This is a genomic window from Micrococcus sp. CH7 (genome assembly GCF_001595485.1).
In the GTDB taxonomy this organism is placed as follows: domain Bacteria; phylum Actinomycetota; class Actinomycetes; order Actinomycetales; family Micrococcaceae; genus Micrococcus; species Micrococcus luteus.
This window is the reverse complement of the sequence record NZ_LOSQ01000004.1, coordinates 38,873-55,175: the sequence shown is the minus strand read 5'-3', so window position 1 is coordinate 55,175 and position 16,303 is coordinate 38,873. Positions and strand designations below refer to the sequence as shown.

At 75.1% G+C, this 16,303-nt stretch carries 15 protein-coding genes; 12 read left to right on the top strand and 3 right to left on the bottom strand.

Annotated features, from left to right (window positions below; genetic code table 11):
- The first annotated feature begins 21 nt into the window (after positions 1–21).
- The 10 genes from AUV08_RS01600 (at position 22) to secA (ending at position 13,071) form a co-directional block, all read left to right on the top strand.
- Positions 22–1,224, top strand: a complete 1,203-nt coding sequence (locus AUV08_RS01600; RefSeq protein ID WP_061873071.1) for a cysteine desulfurase family protein — start codon at positions 22–24, stop codon at positions 1,222–1,224.
- Positions 1,225–1,263: 39 nt separating this feature from the next.
- Positions 1,264–2,400 carry a tRNA 2-thiouridine(34) synthase MnmA gene (gene mnmA, locus AUV08_RS01595; protein WP_061873070.1) on the top strand — a complete coding sequence of 379 codons (1,137 nt, stop codon included), beginning with the start codon at positions 1,264–1,266 and terminating at the stop codon, positions 2,398–2,400.
- A gap of 9 nt (positions 2,401–2,409) precedes the next feature.
- Positions 2,410–2,799, top strand: a complete 390-nt coding sequence (locus AUV08_RS01590) for a chorismate mutase (protein ID WP_061867004.1) — start codon at positions 2,410–2,412, stop codon at positions 2,797–2,799.
- Positions 2,792–3,907, top strand: coding sequence for a hypothetical protein (locus AUV08_RS01585; RefSeq protein ID WP_061867003.1), 1,116 nt, complete (start codon positions 2,792–2,794; stop codon positions 3,905–3,907). Before AUV08_RS01590 ends, AUV08_RS01585 begins: the two co-directional genes overlap by 8 nt.
- 152 nt (positions 3,908–4,059) lie before the next feature.
- Positions 4,060–4,740 carry an MtrAB system response regulator MtrA gene (gene mtrA, locus AUV08_RS01580; RefSeq protein WP_061867002.1) on the top strand — a complete coding sequence of 227 codons (681 nt, stop codon included), beginning with the start codon at positions 4,060–4,062 and terminating at the stop codon, positions 4,738–4,740.
- Positions 4,741–4,744: 4 nt separating this feature from the next.
- Positions 4,745–6,685, top strand: a complete 1,941-nt coding sequence (gene mtrB / locus AUV08_RS01575) for an MtrAB system histidine kinase MtrB (RefSeq protein WP_061873069.1) — start codon at positions 4,745–4,747, stop codon at positions 6,683–6,685.
- Entirely contained in the window at positions 6,682–8,427 is a 1,746-nt protein-coding gene (locus AUV08_RS01570) for an LpqB family beta-propeller domain-containing protein (RefSeq protein WP_061873068.1), read from the top strand. Before mtrB ends, AUV08_RS01570 begins: the two co-directional genes overlap by 4 nt.
- Positions 8,428–8,536: 109 nt before the next feature.
- Positions 8,537–9,334 carry a ComF family protein gene (locus AUV08_RS01565; RefSeq protein ID WP_061873067.1) on the top strand — a complete coding sequence of 266 codons (798 nt, stop codon included), beginning with the start codon at positions 8,537–8,539 and terminating at the stop codon, positions 9,332–9,334.
- Positions 9,335–9,483: 149 nt separating this feature from the next.
- On the top strand, positions 9,484–10,161 hold the full coding sequence (gene hpf / locus AUV08_RS01560) for a ribosome hibernation-promoting factor, HPF/YfiA family (RefSeq protein WP_061873066.1): 678 nt from the start codon (positions 9,484–9,486) through the stop codon (positions 10,159–10,161).
- Between the two features lie 174 nt (positions 10,162–10,335).
- Positions 10,336–13,071 (top strand): preprotein translocase subunit SecA, encoded by a 2,736-nt coding sequence (secA, locus tag AUV08_RS01555; protein ID WP_061873065.1) that lies wholly within the window; start codon positions 10,336–10,338, stop codon positions 13,069–13,071.
- Between the two features lie 87 nt (positions 13,072–13,158).
- Here the strand turns inward: secA and AUV08_RS01550 are convergent, their stop codons facing one another.
- The gene (locus AUV08_RS01550; protein ID WP_061866997.1) at positions 13,159–13,671 is read right to left on the bottom strand and encodes an Rv3235 family protein; all 513 of its coding nucleotides are present in this window, start codon (positions 13,669–13,671) and stop codon (positions 13,159–13,161) included.
- Positions 13,672–13,721: 50 nt separating this feature from the next.
- Positions 13,722–14,474 (bottom strand): LysM peptidoglycan-binding domain-containing protein, encoded by a 753-nt coding sequence (locus tag AUV08_RS01545; RefSeq protein ID WP_044659782.1) that lies wholly within the window; start codon positions 14,472–14,474, stop codon positions 13,722–13,724.
- Between the two features lie 156 nt (positions 14,475–14,630).
- Here AUV08_RS01545 and AUV08_RS01540 point away from each other — a divergent pair, with 156 nt between their 5' ends.
- Positions 14,631–15,188 (top strand): hypothetical protein, encoded by a 558-nt coding sequence (locus AUV08_RS01540; RefSeq protein ID WP_036383497.1) that lies wholly within the window; start codon positions 14,631–14,633, stop codon positions 15,186–15,188.
- Between the two features lie 15 nt (positions 15,189–15,203).
- On the opposite strand, the gene AUV08_RS01535 is transcribed toward AUV08_RS01540, so the two are convergent.
- Positions 15,204–15,428 (bottom strand): helix-turn-helix domain-containing protein, encoded by a 225-nt coding sequence (locus AUV08_RS01535; RefSeq protein WP_002854861.1) that lies wholly within the window; start codon positions 15,426–15,428, stop codon positions 15,204–15,206.
- Between the two features lie 225 nt (positions 15,429–15,653).
- On the opposite strand from AUV08_RS01535, the gene AUV08_RS01530 reads away from it, so the two are divergent.
- Entirely contained in the window at positions 15,654–16,301 is a 648-nt protein-coding gene (locus AUV08_RS01530) for an SAF domain-containing protein (protein ID WP_060973787.1), read from the top strand.
- Positions 16,302–16,303: the final 2 nt, after the last annotated feature.

Below are 16,303 nucleotides of genomic sequence, written 5' to 3'. Positions count from 1 at the left end.
GGCGGCTCCTAGACTGGCCGGGTGACCACCCCGGACCGCGTGCACCTGGACCACGCCGCCACCACGACGGTGCGCCCCACCGCGCTCGCGGCCCTGGCCGAGGCGGCCGCGCTGCCGGGCAACCCGGCCTCCCTCCACGCCTCGGGCCGCCGGGCCAAGCTGCGCCTCGAGGAAGCGCGGGAGCGCATCGCCGCGGCGCTCGGGGCGCACCCCACCGAGGTGATCCTCACGTCCGGGGGCACCGAGGCGGACAACCTCGCCGTCCAGGGGCTGTACCGGGCCCGCCGCGCGGCCGCGCCGGAGCGCACCCGGATCGTGCTGACCGGCATCGAGCACCACGCGGTCCTCGACGTGGTGGACTGGCTCGCCGCACACGAGGGTGCCGAGCCGGTGCTCGTCCCGGTCGACGACGACGGGCGGGTCGACCTCGTCGCATGGGAGGCCGCGCTGGCGACCGCGCCCGAGCGGACCGCCCTGGCCACGCTGATGTGGGCCAACAACGAGATCGGCACGGTCCAGCCCGTGGCCGAGGCCGCCCGGCTCGCTGCCGACCACGGGGTCCCGTTGCACACCGACGCCGTCCAGGCCCTCGGGGCGGTGCCCGTGGACTTCGCCGCGTCCGGGGCCGCGACCCTGGTCGTCTCGGGGCACAAGGTCGGCGCCCCCGTGGGTGTCGGCGCCCTGCTCGTGCGCCGGGACGTCACGCTGGAGGCCGTCGTGCACGGCGGCGGCCAGGAACGTCGCCTGCGCTCGGGCACGGTGTCGGTGGCCCTGGCCGCAGCGCTGGCGGCCGCCGTGGCGGAGGCCGTCGGGGAGCAGCCCGCCGAGGCCGCCCGCCTGGGCGGGCTGCGGGACGAGGTGATCGCCGCCGTCGACGCCCTGGACGGGGTGCGCCTGACCGGGCCGCGAGACCTCGACCCGGCGACGGGGCAGGTGCTGTCGCCGGGGACGCGCCGACTGCCCGGCAACGTCCACATCACCGTGCCGGGCCGGACGGCGGACGCGCTGCTGTTCTCCTTCGACATGGCCGGACTGGACACCTCGTCCGGGTCGGCGTGCACCGCCGGGGTGGCGGAACCGTCGCACGTGGTCGCCGCCCTGCCGGGGCGGACGGAGGCCGACGCGCGGGCCACCCAGCGGTTCACCCTCGGCCGGACGACGACGCCGGCCGAGGCAGCCGCGCTCATCGACGCGCTGCGGGCGCTGCTGGGGCCGGGCGTCTAGACTGGACCGCCCGTCCGTCGTCGAGAGAGGAGTACGCCCGTGAAGGTCCTGGCCGCCATGTCCGGGGGAGTCGACTCCGCCGTCGCCGCGGCGCGTGCCGTGGACGCCGGGCACGACGTCGTCGGCGTCCACCTGGCCCTGTCCCGCATGCCCGGCACCCTGCGCACCGGCTCGCGCGGCTGCTGCACCATCGAGGACGCCTCGGACGCGTGGCGCGCGTGCGAGCGGCTCGGCATCCCCTTCTACACGTGGGACTTCTCCGAGCGGTTCGCGGAGGACGTCGTGGACGACTTCGTGGCCGAGTACGAGGCCGGCCGCACGCCCAACCCGTGCATGCGCTGCAATGAGCGCATCAAGTTCGCGGCGCTGCTCGAGCGCGCCCTCGAGCTGGGCTTCGACGCCGTCTGCACCGGCCACTACGCCGCCGTGCGGCCCGGTCCGGACGGCTCGCTGGAGCTGCACCGCGCTGCGGACGACGCGAAGGACCAGTCCTACGTGCTCGGCGTGCTCACCGCGGATCAGCTCGCCCACTGCCTCTTCCCGCTCGCGGACACGCCGTCCAAGGAGCTCGTGCGCGCCGAGGCGGCCGAGCGCGGCCTGTCCGTGGCGGCGAAGCCGGACTCCCACGACATCTGCTTCATCCCCGACGGCGACACCCGCGGCTGGCTCGCCGAGCGCATCGACCTGGCCCCCGGCCCCATCGTGGACCCGGAGGGGCGGGAGCTCGGCACCCACGCGGGCGCCCAGGCGTTCACGGTCGGCCAGCGCAAGGGCCTGGCCATCGGCCGTCCCGCGCCCGACGGCAAGCCCCGGTTCGTGCTCGAGGTGCGGCCGAAGGAGAACACCGTGGTGGTCGGCGGACGCGAGCTGCTCGACGTCGACCGCATCACCGGCATCCGCCCGTCGTGGGCCGGCGCCCCGGTGCCCGAAGCCCGCACGGGCGCCTGGTTCGAGTGTGCGCTGCAGTTCCGGGCCCACGGCGAGATCGTCGAGGCCCGCGCCCGCCAGCGCGCGGACGAGGCGGGGAATCCGGGGTGGGAGATCGAGCCGGCGCGCCCCCTGCGCGGCGTGGCTCCCGGTCAGACGGCCGTCCTGTACCGGGGCACCCGCGTGCTCGGCCAGGCCACCATCGACACCGCCCGCAATGCCCGGCTGTCCGCCCCCGCGGATGCGTAGGCTTCGGCCATGAGCCCGGACTACGACCCCCACGCCAGCTCGCTGCCCGGCACCGCGGACCCGGCGGTCCTCGACGAGCTCTTCGCGATCCGCGGCAGCATCGACAACATCGACGCCTCGCTCGTCTACCTCCTGGCCGAGCGGTTCAAGTTCACGCAGCGGGTCGGTGCGCTGAAGGCCCGCCACGACCTGCCGCCCTCGGACCCCGGGCGTGAGGCCGCCCAGATCGCGCGGCTGCACCGGCTCGCGCTCGAGGCCGACCTCGAGCCCGCGTTCGCCGAGAAGTTCCTGAACTTCATCATCGCCGAGGTCATCCGCCACCACCGCGCGCTGGCGGCCGAGGGCCGGCCGGACGCCGAGGCGGAGTCGGGGGAGAGCCCCGGGGACGCGGATGACTGAGGCCGCCCACGACGCCGGCGCCACCGGCCCCGTCGCCCTCGGCGGCACGCCGTGGCGCGGCACCGACGTCGCCGAGGCGCAGCGCGTCACGCTCGGCGAGCTCGGCGCGGACCACTGGCCGGTGCTCCCCGAGCTGCCCGATCGCGGACCCGGCGCCGACGCCACCGGCCGCTCGGCCGCCCTCCTGCAGGAGCTGGCCGTCGACCTGCAGCCGCACGGCTGGCGGGTCAGCCCGCCCGGGGCCGCCGGCTCCGGCCGCGACCGACGCCGCGCCGTCTCCCTCTGGCGCGAGGACGCACACCGCTGGGCGGACACCGCGGGCGCCGAGGGCGCCGTCGTCGACCGTCTGGCCGTGCGGGTGCGCGGCCCGCTCAGCCTGCTCGCCGGCCTCTGGCTGCCCGGGGGAGAGCGCGTCCTCGGCGACCACGGCGCCCGCCGCGACGTCGCCGAGTCCTATCTCGAGGGACTGCAGGACGCCCTGCCCCGCCTTCGAAGGGCCACCGGGGCGGCCCGCCTCGGCGTCGTCGTCGACGAGCCGTGGGCGGCGGCCGTCCTCGCCGGAACCCTGCCCACCGCGAGCGGGTACCGCACCGTCCGGTCGCTGCCGCGCGAGGAGGCCCGCGGACTGTGGCGCGCCGCCCTCGACGGGCTCACCGCCCTGCCCGACGTCGCCCGGGTGTGGCTCGCGCCGGGCCGCCGCGCCGCCTCCCCGGGGGCCGAGCTGCCCGGGACCGCCGCGCTGGCGACGCTGACGGGAGAGTCCCTGCCCAGGCCCGACGCAGCCGCGGACGCGCCCGCCCCGGCCCCGGTCTCGCTCGTGGTGGGCGTGGGCCCCCTCGACGACGGCGCGGACGGTTCGCCCGGCACCCGCGAGGCGTGGGAGGCGGCGGCCGGCTGGGCCGACGTCGGGCGCGGGCTGACCCTGGCCCCCGAGCCGGGCGTGCGCCCGGTCGACGTCGTCCGCACGTGGGAACGGCTGGGGGTGGACCCCGGACGGGTGGGCGACGTCGGCCTCACGGCGGCGGGGCCGCACGACCCCGCCGTGCTCCGCACTCTGCGGCGGGACGCGGAGGAGCTGGCCGCGCGGCTCGCCGAGCTGCGCGGCTGAGCCGGCGCCCCGACGGACCGGGACGACCTCCGGCGTCGTCGGCCGTGGACGGGCCCGCCCGGCGGGTATCATCGGGCTGATCCTGAAAATTTCCTGTGCCCGGGGCCGGTCCCGCCTGCGGCGCCGGGGGGAGCGCTGACGAGGAGGTCAGGATGGGCAAGGCCAAGATCCTGGTGGTGGACGACGACGAGGCGCTGGCCGAGATGATCGGCATCGTCCTGCGCAACGACGGCTTCGAGCCGGCGTTCGCCGCGGACGGCACCTCCGCACTGCCCGCGTTCCACCGCGAGCGTCCCGATCTCGTGCTGCTGGACCTCATGCTCCCCGGCATCGACGGCATCGAGGTCTGCAGGCTCATCCGAGACGAGTCGGACGTGCCGATCGTGATGCTCACGGCCAAGTCGGACACGGCGGACGTCGTGCGCGGCCTCGAGTCGGGTGCGGACGACTACGTGCCCAAGCCGTTCAAGCCGGCCGAGCTCGTGGCCCGCGTCCGGGCCCGCCTGCGTGAGGGGGAGGCCAAGCCGGCGGAGGTCCTGCACATCGGGGACCTCGAGATCGACGTGGCGGGCCACGAGGTCACCCGCGGCGGCGTCGGCATCGCCCTCACCCCGCTGGAGTTCGACCTCCTCGTGGCCCTCGCCCGGCGGCCGCGCCACGTCTTCACCCGCGAGATGCTGCTGGAGGAGGTCTGGGGGTACCGGCACCAGGCCGACACCCGGCTCGTGAACGTCCACGTCCAGCGCCTGCGCTCGAAGGTCGAGCCGGATCCCGAGAACCCGTGCGTCGTGCTGACCGTCCGCGGCGTCGGGTACAAGGCCGGCCAGGGCTGAGGGCATGACGGTGTCCGGCCCGGGTCTGAGCGCGGCCCCGGCGGCCGAGCCCGGCGCCGAGCCGGTCGAGCCCGCCGCCGGCCGCCCACGGTCGTGGGTCCCCGGCCCCGCGTGGCGTGCGCTGCGCCGCCGGTGGCGTCGGTCCCTGCGGCTGCGCACGGCGGTGCTCGCGGCCCTGCTCTCGATCCTCGCGGGCCTCGTGGTCGCCGCGTTCCTGACGCAGCAGATCACCCAGGCCCTCTTCGAGGCCCGCTACGAGCAGGTCCAGGCCGAGGCCCGCCGTGGCCTGAGTCAGGTGCGCGAGACGTTCGCGCAGACCACCGCCACGGACGCGCAGAGCACGGACGTGCTGGTGACCCAGACCCTGCGTGCCCTCGAGGGGGACTCGGGCACGACGATCCGCCGCCGCTACCACCTCGCCCCGCTGCCGGGCTCCGAGTCCGCGTACGTGGGGACGATCTCCTCCGCCGGTCTCGATCCCGCGGTGATCCCCCAGGAGCTGCAGGACGCGGTCGCCTCCGGGCCGGGCGTGTACGACGCGAGCGTGGCGCTGCCGGACCCCGGCGGCGGCACCCGGCCCGGCCTCGTGTTCGGCGCCCAGGTGGTGCTGCCCCCGGGTGCCACCTACGGGCTCTACCTCGTCTACGACCTCGCGGACGTCCAGAGCTCGCTCGACTCGGTGCTCAGGGTGCTGCTGGTGTTCGGCGTCGGCTTCCTGGTGATCAACGTGCTGGTCTCGTGGTGGGTCTCGCGGCGTGTGACCCTGCCCGTGCAGCAGGCGGCCCGGGCGGCCGAGTCCCTCTCGAGCGGCAACCTGGCCGTGCGGATGCCGGTCGACGGTGAGGACGAGATGGCCCGCCTGGGCATGTCCTTCAACCGGATGGCGGACAGCATCCAGGACCAGATCGGCCAGCTCGCCCAGCTGTCCCAGATGCAGCAGCGGTTCGTCTCGGACGTCTCCCATGAGCTGCGCACGCCGCTGACGACCGTGCGGATGGCGGCCGACGTGCTGTACGGCTCGCGCGAGGACTTCGACCCGGTCAACCGACGCTCGACCGAGCTGCTCTACCACCAGGTCGATCGCTTCCAGGCCATGCTCGCGGACCTGCTGGAGATCACCCGGTTCGACGCCGGCGCCGCCACCCCAGCCCTCGAGGCCACGGACATGCTCGAGCTGGCCCGCGACGTCGTGCTCACCTCTCAGCCGTTGGCCGATCAGAGCGGCGTGCCCGTGTACGTGGTGCCCATGGACCGGGACCGCGCCGACGGCCACGTCGCCTGGGTCGACCCGCGGCGGATCGAACGGATCCTGCGCAACCTGGTGAACAACGCGATCGAGCACGCCGAGGGCCGGCCGGTGGACGTGCTCGTGGCGGCCGACGAGGAGGCCGTCACGTTCGCCGTCGTGGACCACGGCATCGGCATGAGCCCCGAGCAGGTGCAGCGCGTGTTCGACCGGTTCTGGCGGGCCGACCCCTCACGCAAGCGCACCACCGGCGGGTCCGGACTGGGTCTGGCGATCGCCACCGAGGACACCCGGCTGCACGGCGGCCGGCTCGAGGCGTGGGGCGAGCTGGGGGAGGGGTCCACGTTCATGGTGACCCTGCCGCGGGCGCCGCGCCCGGCCGCGCAGGGCGCGGAGGCCCCGGAACCGATCGGCCGCTCCGTGCTGCCCATCCCGCCCCGCTACAGCACGGCGGACCGCCGGTACGCCGATGACCTGTCCCGACCCGTCCCGCAGGAGGCGGACGCCGACGCCGACGCCGTCGGCAGGGTCGCGGACGTCGCCGCCACGGCCGCGGACGCCCCACCGTCCGCGCGCCAGGCCGAGCAGGCCCTGACCGCACCGACCCGGCCGGTGTGCGTGGCCCCTCCGGGGGATCCCGCCGACGGGCCGGCCGCCGGGGACCGGACCGGCGAGGACGCGGCAGAGGAGGCCCGATGACCACCGTGGATCCGCAGCCGCCCCGCCCGCCGCGTGTCGCCGTCGTCGCGGTGATCGTCGCCCTGGTGCTCGCCCTCAGCGGCTGCACCCAGATCCCCCAGAGCTCCGAAGTGCGCAGCGCCGACCCGGTCGACGGGGCCAGCGCGGCCGCCGACGCGCCGCAGTTCCATCCGCCGGGACCCGCCGAGTCGGACACGGCGGAGGAGGCCATCCGGGGCTTCCTGCTCGCGGGCACGAGCCCGCAGGACGACTACGCGGTGGCGCGCGAGTTCCTCGACGGCCCCGCGGCCACCCAGTGGACGCCCGGGCAGCGCACCCTCGTGTACTCGGCGGAGCCGCGCATCACCCGGGGCGACGGCGACGGGGACTACCAGATCCAGGTCGAGGTCGACTCGGAGATCGACGAGTACGGCCTGCGGACCGTCGCGCCGCCGGGGACCACACGGGCCTGGGCGGTCACCGTGCAGGAACGGCCCCAGGGCATGCGGATCACGTCCACGGAGAACGGCACGCTGCTCTCCCAGGCGCAGTTCGGACAGCTGTTCGCGCCGCACGAGCTCGCCTTCTACGACACCGCGAAGCGCTATATCGTGCCGGACGTGCGGTGGTTCGTCAATCGGGGCACCACCGTGACCGCGGTGACGCGAGCGCTGCTGCGCGGGCCGGCACCGTATCTGGCCGGGGCGGTGGAGACGGCCTTCCCGCTGCGCACCGGCACCGACCTGGCCGCGCCCACGGTGCCCGTCGACGACGACGGCGTGGCCCACGTCGACCTCACCCAGGCGGCCGCCGAGGGGGCCGACGCCGAGCGGCGGCACCGCATGCGGGAGCAGCTGGAGCTGACCCTGAGGGGCCTCCAGTCGGTCAAGGAGGTCGAGGTGACCGTCGCCGGTGCCCAGCTGTCCACGTCGGGAGACGACGGCCCCGCCCCGGTCCAGACCGACCCCGCCGTCAGATCGGTCCAGGTGGGCATCGACGCGGCGACGGGCGGACTCGTGTACGTGCAGGGGAGCAGCGTCACGCCGGTGGGCGGCGCTCCGGACGTCACCGCGCTCGATCCGGTCCGCCCGACGATGTCCGGCGACCGCAGCCGATTCGCGTTCGTCACCGGTGACCGGACGGCGGTCCACGTCGCCGGCACGGACGGCTCCCTGCGGGAGGTGCTGCGCGGCACCGGGCTTACCGTCCCGTCGCTGGACCTCCTGGGCTGGGTGTGGGCGGCCGACCGGGGCACGACCTCGCGGATCCGCGCCGTCTCGGCCCAGCCCGGCGGGCAGGAGCGCATCGTGACGGCCACCTGGCTGCGCCCCGGCGAGCGGATCGTCGACCTGCGGTTGGCCCGGAGCGGGGCCCGGGCCGCGATGCTCGTCGACGACGGCCAGCGGACCACCCTGCGCGTGTCCGGCGTCGTGCGCGGCTCGGACGGGGTGCCGAACGCCCTGACCGAGCCGATCCTGCTGCCCTCCTCCGGCTCCGAGGACTCGGTGGAGTGGGCCGGAGACACGAACCTGCTCGTCTCGGCGTACGCCGAGAAGCCCGACGAGCGCGTGGTGCCGCGGATCGTCTCGATCGACGGCACCGTCCGGGAGCTCAACCCGCTGGGCGGTCTGCGGGGGATCTCCGCCGGTGACGACGGCGCCTACTACGCGGAGACGGAGGAGCTCGTGTTCCTGCTGGTGGGCTCCTCGTGGCGGGCGCAGGAGCTCGACCGCGGGGTGCGCGACCTCTCGTTCCCCGACTGAGCCGAGCCCGCGCCCGCCGCCCCGTCGTCCACTCCTGCACAGCCGCCCCGGCCCGCACAGCGGCTCGCCCCGGCGCCCGGACGGCGGCGGCGTGCGGTGGACTCGTTGCATGCGTTCCCCGCCGTCCTCCCCGTCCCCGCCGTCGGTGTTCGGCACCCTCGGTCGGGCCCTGGCCGACCTGGTCCTGCCCGCCGAGTGCGCGGTGTGCGCGGCGCCGGGCCACCGGCTCTGCCCGGCCTGCGCGGAGGGACTGACCGCCGTCCTGTCCCGGCCCTTCCGGGCGGAGCAGGACGCCCCGGCCTTACCCTTGGGCCCCGGCGGCGCTCCCCTGCCGGTGATGGCGGCCGGGCGCTACGCAGACCCGCTGGCGGCCGCCGTGCTCGCGTTCAAGGACCATCACGCGCTGCACCTGCGCGGCGTGCTGGGCGAGGCCCTCTGCCGGGCCGTCGCCGCGGCGCGCCTCGAGCCGGACCTGCCCGGGGCGCGGCACGCCCTGCTCGTCCCGGTCCCGGGCGGCGCGGTCGGATTCCGACGGCGCGGCTACGACCCGCTCGCCGAGCTCACCCGGGCGCTGCCGGCGCCGTGGCTGGTCTCCGACGCCGTCCGTGCGCGCCTGCTGCCCCGCGCGAGCACGCTCCGGGGCGGCGGCCCGTCCCACGCGGGCGCCGGGGCGGGCCAGCGCCGCCGGCGGGCCCGGGACTGGCGCGTCGCCGCCGGGCGGCTGCCGGCCGGCGCGCCCGTCCTGCTCGTGGACGACGTCCTCACCACCGGCGCCACCCTCGCCGCGCTCGCGGAGGCGGTGCGCCGCGCCGGCGGGCACCCCGTCGGGGCCGTCGTGCTCGCGGCCGTGGCCCCGCCGCGGGACCCCGCCGAGCCTGGCCCCCGGCCAGGCCCCCGGGTAGGGTGAACGGCACGGAATCGCCCCTACGGTTCCCGTCCTGCCGACGGCTGGAAGGAGGTCGCACCCTCGGACCCGCCGCCGCCCTGCGGACGCGACACCGAGGCGCACCTCCCCTCCCGAGGCCGGACCCGTGAGAGTCGGACCAGGAGGACGCCATGACCATGGATGTCAGCTACATCGCCCGCAACCTCAGGCTCCCGGAGAGCTTCCGCGACCACGTCGTCGAGCGCACCGAGCGCCTCCAGCCGCTCGCCGAGGGCGCCGACACGCTCGAGGTCCGCGTGACGAAGTCCTCCCACCACAAGCACTCGGACGAGACGGTCCGCGTGGAACTGACGGTCCGTGGCCCGCGGGACGTCGTGCGGGCCGAGGCCGACGCGGACGACAAGCTGGTCGCCTTCGACCAGGCCGCCACCCGACTGGCCGAGCGCCTGCGGCGCCTGCGCGACCGCCGCAAGGACCGCCGTCACGGCAAGCTCGGCGCCTCCCGCGGCGCGGGCGAGGTCGGATTCGTGCCGCCGCTGCCGCCGTCGGGTGCCGCGCTGGCCGCGGAGGAGGCCGCCGAGCAGGACGCCCCCGAGGTGGGCACCCCGGTGCGCATCCGCCAGAAGGCGTTCCCCGCGACCCCCATGAGCGTGGACGAGGCCGTCGACGCGATGGAGCTGGTGGGCCATGACTTCTTCCTCTTCCAGAACGCCGAGACCGGCGTGCCCTCCGTGGTCTACCGCCGCCGGGGCTGGAGCTACGGCGTGATCCGCCTGGACGAGTCCCTCCCGCAGGATCACGTCTCCGCCTCCGAGGGGGAGCGGGCCTACCAGGCGCGCGAGGACTGACCGCCCCGCCGACGTCGACCACGACCTGCTGACGCCGCGGCGCCCGTCCCCTCCGGGACGGGCGCCGCGGCCCGTCCGGACTCGGCCCGTACACTGTCCCGGAGACCGCGCCACGGCCGAGCGCGAGGGGCATCCCGTCCCGCCCCGGCCACACCGCAAGGGAGCAGAGAACCAGTGCCTTCGATCATCGACCGCGTCCTGAAGATCTCGGACAACCGCGTCCTCAAGCGCATGCAGGCCACGGTGGACGCCGTGAACCTCCTCGAGGACGACTTCCGGGCGCTCAGCGATGCGGAGCTGCGTGCCGAGACGGACACGCTCCGGGCCCGGCATGCGGACGGCGAGTCGTTGGACCTGCTCCTGCCGGAGGCGTTCGCCGCGGTCCGGGAGGCCGCGGGACGCACGCTCGGCCAGCGGCACTACGACGTCCAGCTGCTCGGCGGCATCGCGCTGCACCAGGGCAACATCGCGGAGATGAAGACCGGCGAGGGCAAGACCCTCGTGGCCACCGCCCCGGCCTACCTCAACGCGCTGTCCGGCAGGGGCGTGCACGTGGTGACGGTCAACGACTTCCTCGCCTCCTACCAGGCCGACCTCATGGGCCGCGTGTTCCGCTTCCTCGGCATGCAGACGGGCGTCATCGTGGCGGGCCAGACCCCGGCCGTACGCCGCGAGCAGTACGCCGCGGACATCACCTACGGCACGAACAACGAGTTCGGCTTCGACTTCCTCCGGGACAACATGGCCTGGTCCCTCGACGAGCTCGTGCAGCGTGAGCACCACTACGCGATCGTCGACGAGGTGGACTCGATCCTCATCGACGAGGCCCGCACCCCGCTGATCATCTCCGGCCCCGCCCAGGGAGAGGCCAACCGGTGGTACGGCGAGTTCGCCCGGCTGGTGCGCCGCCTCGAGGCGGACACGGACTACGAGGTGGACCACAAGAAGCGCACCGTCGGCATCCTCGGCCCCGGCATCGAGAAGGTCGAGGACCACCTCGGCATCACGAACCTGTACGAGACGCAGAACACCACGCTCATCCAGTTCCTGAACAACGCGGTCAAGGCCAAGGAGCTGTTCAAGCGGGACAAGGACTACGTGGTCCTCGACGGCGAGGTGCAGATCGTCGACGAGCACACGGGCCGCGTGCTCAAGGGACGCCGCTACAACGAGGGGCTCCACCAGGCCATCGAGGCCAAGGAGGGCGTCGAGGTCAAGCCCGAGAACCAGACGCTGGCCACGGTGACCCTGCAGAACTACTTCCGCGGCTACGAGAAGCTCGCCGGCATGACGGGCACCGCCGAGACGGAGGCCGCCGAGTTCACGTCGACCTACGGCCTCGGCGTCGTCGTGATCCCGCCGAACCGGGAGCGACAGCGCGTGGACCGCAACGACGTGGTGTACAAGAACGAGAAGGTCAAGTTCGACGCCGTCGTCGACGACATCGCCGAGCGGCACGCGAAGGGCCAACCGGTCCTGGTGGGCACCACCTCGGTGGAGAAGTCCGAGTACCTCTCCACGCTGCTGGCCAAGCGCGGCGTCCGCCACGAGGTCCTGAACGCGAAGAACCACGCCCGCGAGGCCGCCATCGTGGCGCAGGCCGGCCGCCCGGGCGCCGTCACCGTGGCCACCAACATGGCCGGCCGCGGCACCGACATCATGCTCGGCGGCAACGCCGAGTTCACGGCGGTGGCCCGCATGCAGGAGCTGGGCCTCGACGCCGCCGAGGACCCGGAGGCGTACGAGGCCCGCTGGCCCGAGGTGCTGGCGCAGGCCGAGGCCGCCGTGGAGGACGCGCACCGCGCGGTCATCGAGGCCGGCGGCCTGTACGTGGTGGGCACCGAGCGCCACGACTCGCGCCGCATCGACAACCAGCTGCGCGGTCGTTCCGGCCGTCAGGGCGACCCGGGCGAGTCCCGGTTCTACCTCTCCCTCACGGACGAGCTCATGCGCAACTTCAACCCGGGCGTGGCCCAGCGGATCATGAACAGCCCGTCGATCCCGGACGACATGGCGCTCGAGTTCGGCTTCGTCTCGAAGGCGATCCAGAACGCGCAGGCGCAGGTCGAGGGGCGCAACGCCGAGCAGCGCAAGAACGTGCTCAAGTACGACGACGTGATGAACCGCCAGCGCGAGGCCATCTACACGGACCGCCGTTCCATCCTCGAGGGGGAGGACCTGCAGGACCGGGTGCGCCGCTTCGTGGAGGACGCCGTCGGGAACATCGTGGACGCGGCCACCGAGGAGGGCCACGCCACCGACTGGGACCTCGACCAGCTGTGGCGGGACCTGGCAGAGCTCTACCCCGTGGGCATCTCGCAGGAGGACGTCCTCGACGAGGTCGGCGGCCGGGGCCGGCTCAAGGCCGAGGTCCTCAAGCGCGAACTCGTCTCCGATGCGCTCCTGGCGTACGAGGACCGGGAGGCGCAGGTGGGGTCCGAGGCGCTGCGGGAGGCGGAGCGTCGCGTGGTGCTCGCCACCATCGGGCGCCGCTGGCAGGAGCATCTCTACGAGATGGACTACCTCAAGGAGGGCATCGGGCTGCGCGCGATGGCCCAGCGCGAGCCCCTCGTGGAGTACCAGCGCGAGGGCTACACGATGTTCCAGAACATGCTCGCCGCCATCCGCGAGGACGCCGTGCGCACGCTGTTCCAGGCGCAGATCAGTGCGGCCCCCGCGTCGACGTCGCTGCCCGGCGTCCAGGACGCCCGCGCCGTGACGATGGCCCCGCAGATCTCCGTGGAGGGCATCGACGCCCCGCAGCAGCCGGCGCAGCTGCGTTTCACCGGTCCGTCCGAGGACGGGCAGAGCGCGGTCACCCGCAGCGGCACGGACTCCGGCGCCACGGTCGCGGCGGGCACGAACCGCCGCTCCCGCCGTCAGGCGGAGCGCCGCGGCCGCCGCGGCTGACCGGCATCCTGCCACGACGCAGGACGAGGGCCCGCAGACCTCCAGGTCTCCGGGCCCTCGCTCGTCAGTCCGACGGGACGATCCGGCTCAGCCGATCTCGACCGACGTCACCTTCCACCGGCTGAGCCGCCGCTCGAGTCGGAGCGCGAAGGCCCGGGCCCGGCCCTCCCACAGCACCGTCGCGCTGGCCTCCACCCGGCCGGGCGCGACCTCGCACACGCGGGCACCCACCGGGCGGGGTGCGGACTTGGGCGTCCGGGGCGGGACGGCCGCGGAGGGCCGTCGACCGGGCCCGGTCGGCGCGACGGCGCCCAGCAGCTCCATGCGACGGGTCAACTTGTCCAGGACCTCGGGCGAGAGCCAGGCGGAGAGGTCCCGCAGGGCACGGCGGCCCGTCTCGACCTCGACGCAGGCGACGGCGATCACGGCGGCGAGCGAGCGGACGCGGCGCAGCTCCTCGCGCCCCTGTTCGGTGCGGGCCCGCCGGGCGATCTCCTCACCGCGGGGCAGGACTGCGGGGCTGTGGGCGGGCCCGTGGAGGAGGGTGTCGGCGGTGCGCCGGTCGGAAGCGGCGCGGGGGCGGGTGGCGAGGGTGGTCATGGCGGTCTCCTGAGGACGAGGCGAAGCGGGGGAGTGCAGGGTCGTGGATGTCATGGCCGTGGTCCGTCCACGCCGGCGTGCGGGGTGAACACGGGGGAGGTCAGCACGGTGCCGGGCAGCAGCAGGTGCGGGTCGTCGCCGATCACCCGTCGGTTGGCCTCGTACCAGCGGCGCCAGCGGGCGTCGATCTCTCGGGGGGTCGCGTCCGGGCCGAGCTCGGCGGCGGCGAGGTGCCACAGGCAGTCGCCGCGCCGGACGGTGACGGTCGGGTGGTCCGGATCCGCACGGCCGGTGCCGGCGCCCGGTGGGGCCGGCGCCGGGGGCCGGGGCGTCCACGCGGCGTCCGGCGCCGGGGCCTCGACGCCGGTGGCGTGCGCAGGCACCGCAGCCACGGTCCAGGAGGCGTCCGGCACGGGATGAGCCGCGTCCGCCCACGCGGCCGGTGCCGCGAGCAGCTGGGCACCGACGACGGCGCCTGCCACGCGTCCGAGCAGGGCGGGAGTGAGGCTCCGGCCCAGGCGGGCCCAGGCCGGCCGACCCGCGCGGCGCCCCAGCGCGACGAGCGCCAGCCCGATCAGGCCCACCGCCCACCATGCGAGCAGTCCGAGCCCGGCGAGACCGGCACCGAGGCCCAGCACGCGGGTCAGTTCCGCCCCGGGCGCGCTGGTGCCCGTCTGCAGCAGCGCCGCGGCACAGGCGAGCAGACCGGGACCGGCCAGAAGCAGGACGGTGAGGCCGACGGCGTCCGCCGCGTCGACCGGACGGGTCGGGGCCGGGCCGGCCGGTGATGTCGAGCGCTCCATGGATTCCCCTCCTGTGCGTCCGTCCGGCCGGGATCCCGCGATCAGGCCGGTGATGATGATCACAGTGAACTGCACGGGCCGATAGGTGTCAAGAGTGATGTTTGATGATGTTTGATGACGACCGATGTCCGGCGCTGAGCCTCCTATACTGAGCGCATGCGGTGGAACGGACTCTTCGACGACCTGGAGGCGCACTGGGCCGACCTCGGCTGGCAGGAGACGGTGGCCGAGGCCGCGGAGCTGACCCGAGCGGAGTGGATGGCGCTGTCCCTGGCCGACCGCCTGCGCGGAGCCCGAGGGCGGCAGGTCCGGCTCCACCTGGCCTGGGGCGAGGTCGTGGACGGCGTGGTGCACACGGTGGGCCAGGGCTGGGTCGGCGTGCACGTCGACGGCTCGGGATCGGCGATCGTCGCGGTGGACTGCGTGGCGGCCGTGGAGGCCGACCTGACCCGGGCCGTGGCCGCGCCCGAGCTCGCCGCGGCCGGCTGGGGGACGGTGCTGCGCGGCATCGCGCGGACGCGCCAGCCGGTGGCGGTGACGGGACGCCTCGGCGCGGCGCTGGCGGAGGGCACCGTGGACCGGGTCGGCGGCGACCACCTCGACATCGCCCGCCACCCGCGGGACGAGGCCCGGCGGGCCGCGGCCGTCCGCGGGCGGCTCGTCATCCCGTTCGGGGCGCTGGGGACGGTCCGGACCGCGCTGCGCCCCGCCTGAGCAGACCGTGTGGGCTCAGCGGGCCTTCGCGTCCGCCTCGGTCCACTCCCGGACGCGGGCGCGCGTCACTTCCTTCTGACGTTCCACGTAGTCCTCGAGCCAGGACACCTCGATGCGCCACTGACCGCGGCCCCCGACCTGGATGGCCTGCAGCTCACCCGAGCGGACCAGGGCACGGGCGGCCTGACCGGAGATGTTCAGGGTCTCCGCGACGTCGGTCAGGGTGAGAAAGCGCTGCACGGTGCTCCTTCGGTCGAGGCGTCCAGGACGGTCGCGGGCGGCCCACGACGTCGACCCATTCAACCCCGGGAACACCCGGAGGCGACACTTTTCCACAGCGTACGCGGCGGATCCGGCGATCCACGGCCCCAGTGGTTACTCTGGGCGCAGCGCGGAGGGGCCGACACCGACGGGGTGCCGGGGCCGCGGCGGCCCGAGGGGCCGGTCCGAAGGGGGGAACATCCGGTGTCCACGACCATGTCCGCGTCCGCCGAGGGCGGCCGTCTGCGCCGGCCCCGCTGGCGGGATCCCCGGCTCCTCGTCGGTCTCGTGCTCGTCCTCGCCTCGATCGCCGGCGTCGTGGCGCTGGTCGCCTCCGCCCAGCAGACCGCCGCGTACTGGACAGCTGCGGAGGACCTGCCCCCGGGCACACCCATCGCGTCCGGGGACCTGCGCCCCGTGGAGGTGAACCTCAGCGAGGCCGGCGAGCGGTACCTCAGCGCCGATGCTCCGGCTCCCGAGGGGCGGATGGTCTCCGGGACGGTCCGGGCCGGTGAGCTGCTGCCGGCGGCGGCACTGGTGGACGCGGACCCGGACGGCCGTCGTCCCGTCGGGGTGGCCCTGGACGAGCCGCTCCCGTCCGGCGTGGGCGTGGGAGACCGCGTGGACGTCTGGGTGGCCATGCCGGCGGAGGGAGGCCGCGGCCATGCGGACCCGGCCCGGCTGGCCGAGGCGCTCGAGATCTCCGAGGTCGCGGCGGAGCAGAACGGCTTCGGCGGCTCGGGCACCACCCGGGTGCAGCTGCTGGCACCGGAGGAGACCCTGCCGCGCATCGTGGACGCGAAGGTAAAGGACGCGCGGGTCACCCTCGTGCCGGCCCACGGGGTGCGCTGACC

Coding starts and splice junctions, on each gene's coding strand:
- AUV08_RS01590 (WP_061867004.1), top strand. CDS start 2,410: ATGAGCCCGGACTACGACCCCCACGCCAGCTCGCTGCCCGGCACCGCG.
- AUV08_RS01585 (WP_061867003.1), top strand. CDS start 2,792: ATGACTGAGGCCGCCCACGACGCCGGCGCCACCGGCCCCGTCGCCCTC.
- mtrA (WP_061867002.1), top strand. CDS start 4,060: ATGGGCAAGGCCAAGATCCTGGTGGTGGACGACGACGAGGCGCTGGCC.
- mtrB (WP_061873069.1), top strand. CDS start 4,745: ATGACGGTGTCCGGCCCGGGTCTGAGCGCGGCCCCGGCGGCCGAGCCC.
- AUV08_RS01570 (WP_061873068.1), top strand. CDS start 6,682: ATGACCACCGTGGATCCGCAGCCGCCCCGCCCGCCGCGTGTCGCCGTC.
- AUV08_RS01565 (WP_061873067.1), top strand. CDS start 8,537: ATGCGTTCCCCGCCGTCCTCCCCGTCCCCGCCGTCGGTGTTCGGCACC.
- hpf (WP_061873066.1), top strand. CDS start 9,484: ATGACCATGGATGTCAGCTACATCGCCCGCAACCTCAGGCTCCCGGAG.
- AUV08_RS01550 (WP_061866997.1), bottom strand. CDS start 13,671: ATGACCACCCTCGCCACCCGCCCCCGCGCCGCTTCCGACCGGCGCACC.
- AUV08_RS01545 (WP_044659782.1), bottom strand. CDS start 14,474: ATGGAGCGCTCGACATCACCGGCCGGCCCGGCCCCGACCCGTCCGGTC.
- AUV08_RS01540 (WP_036383497.1), top strand. CDS start 14,631: ATGCGGTGGAACGGACTCTTCGACGACCTGGAGGCGCACTGGGCCGAC.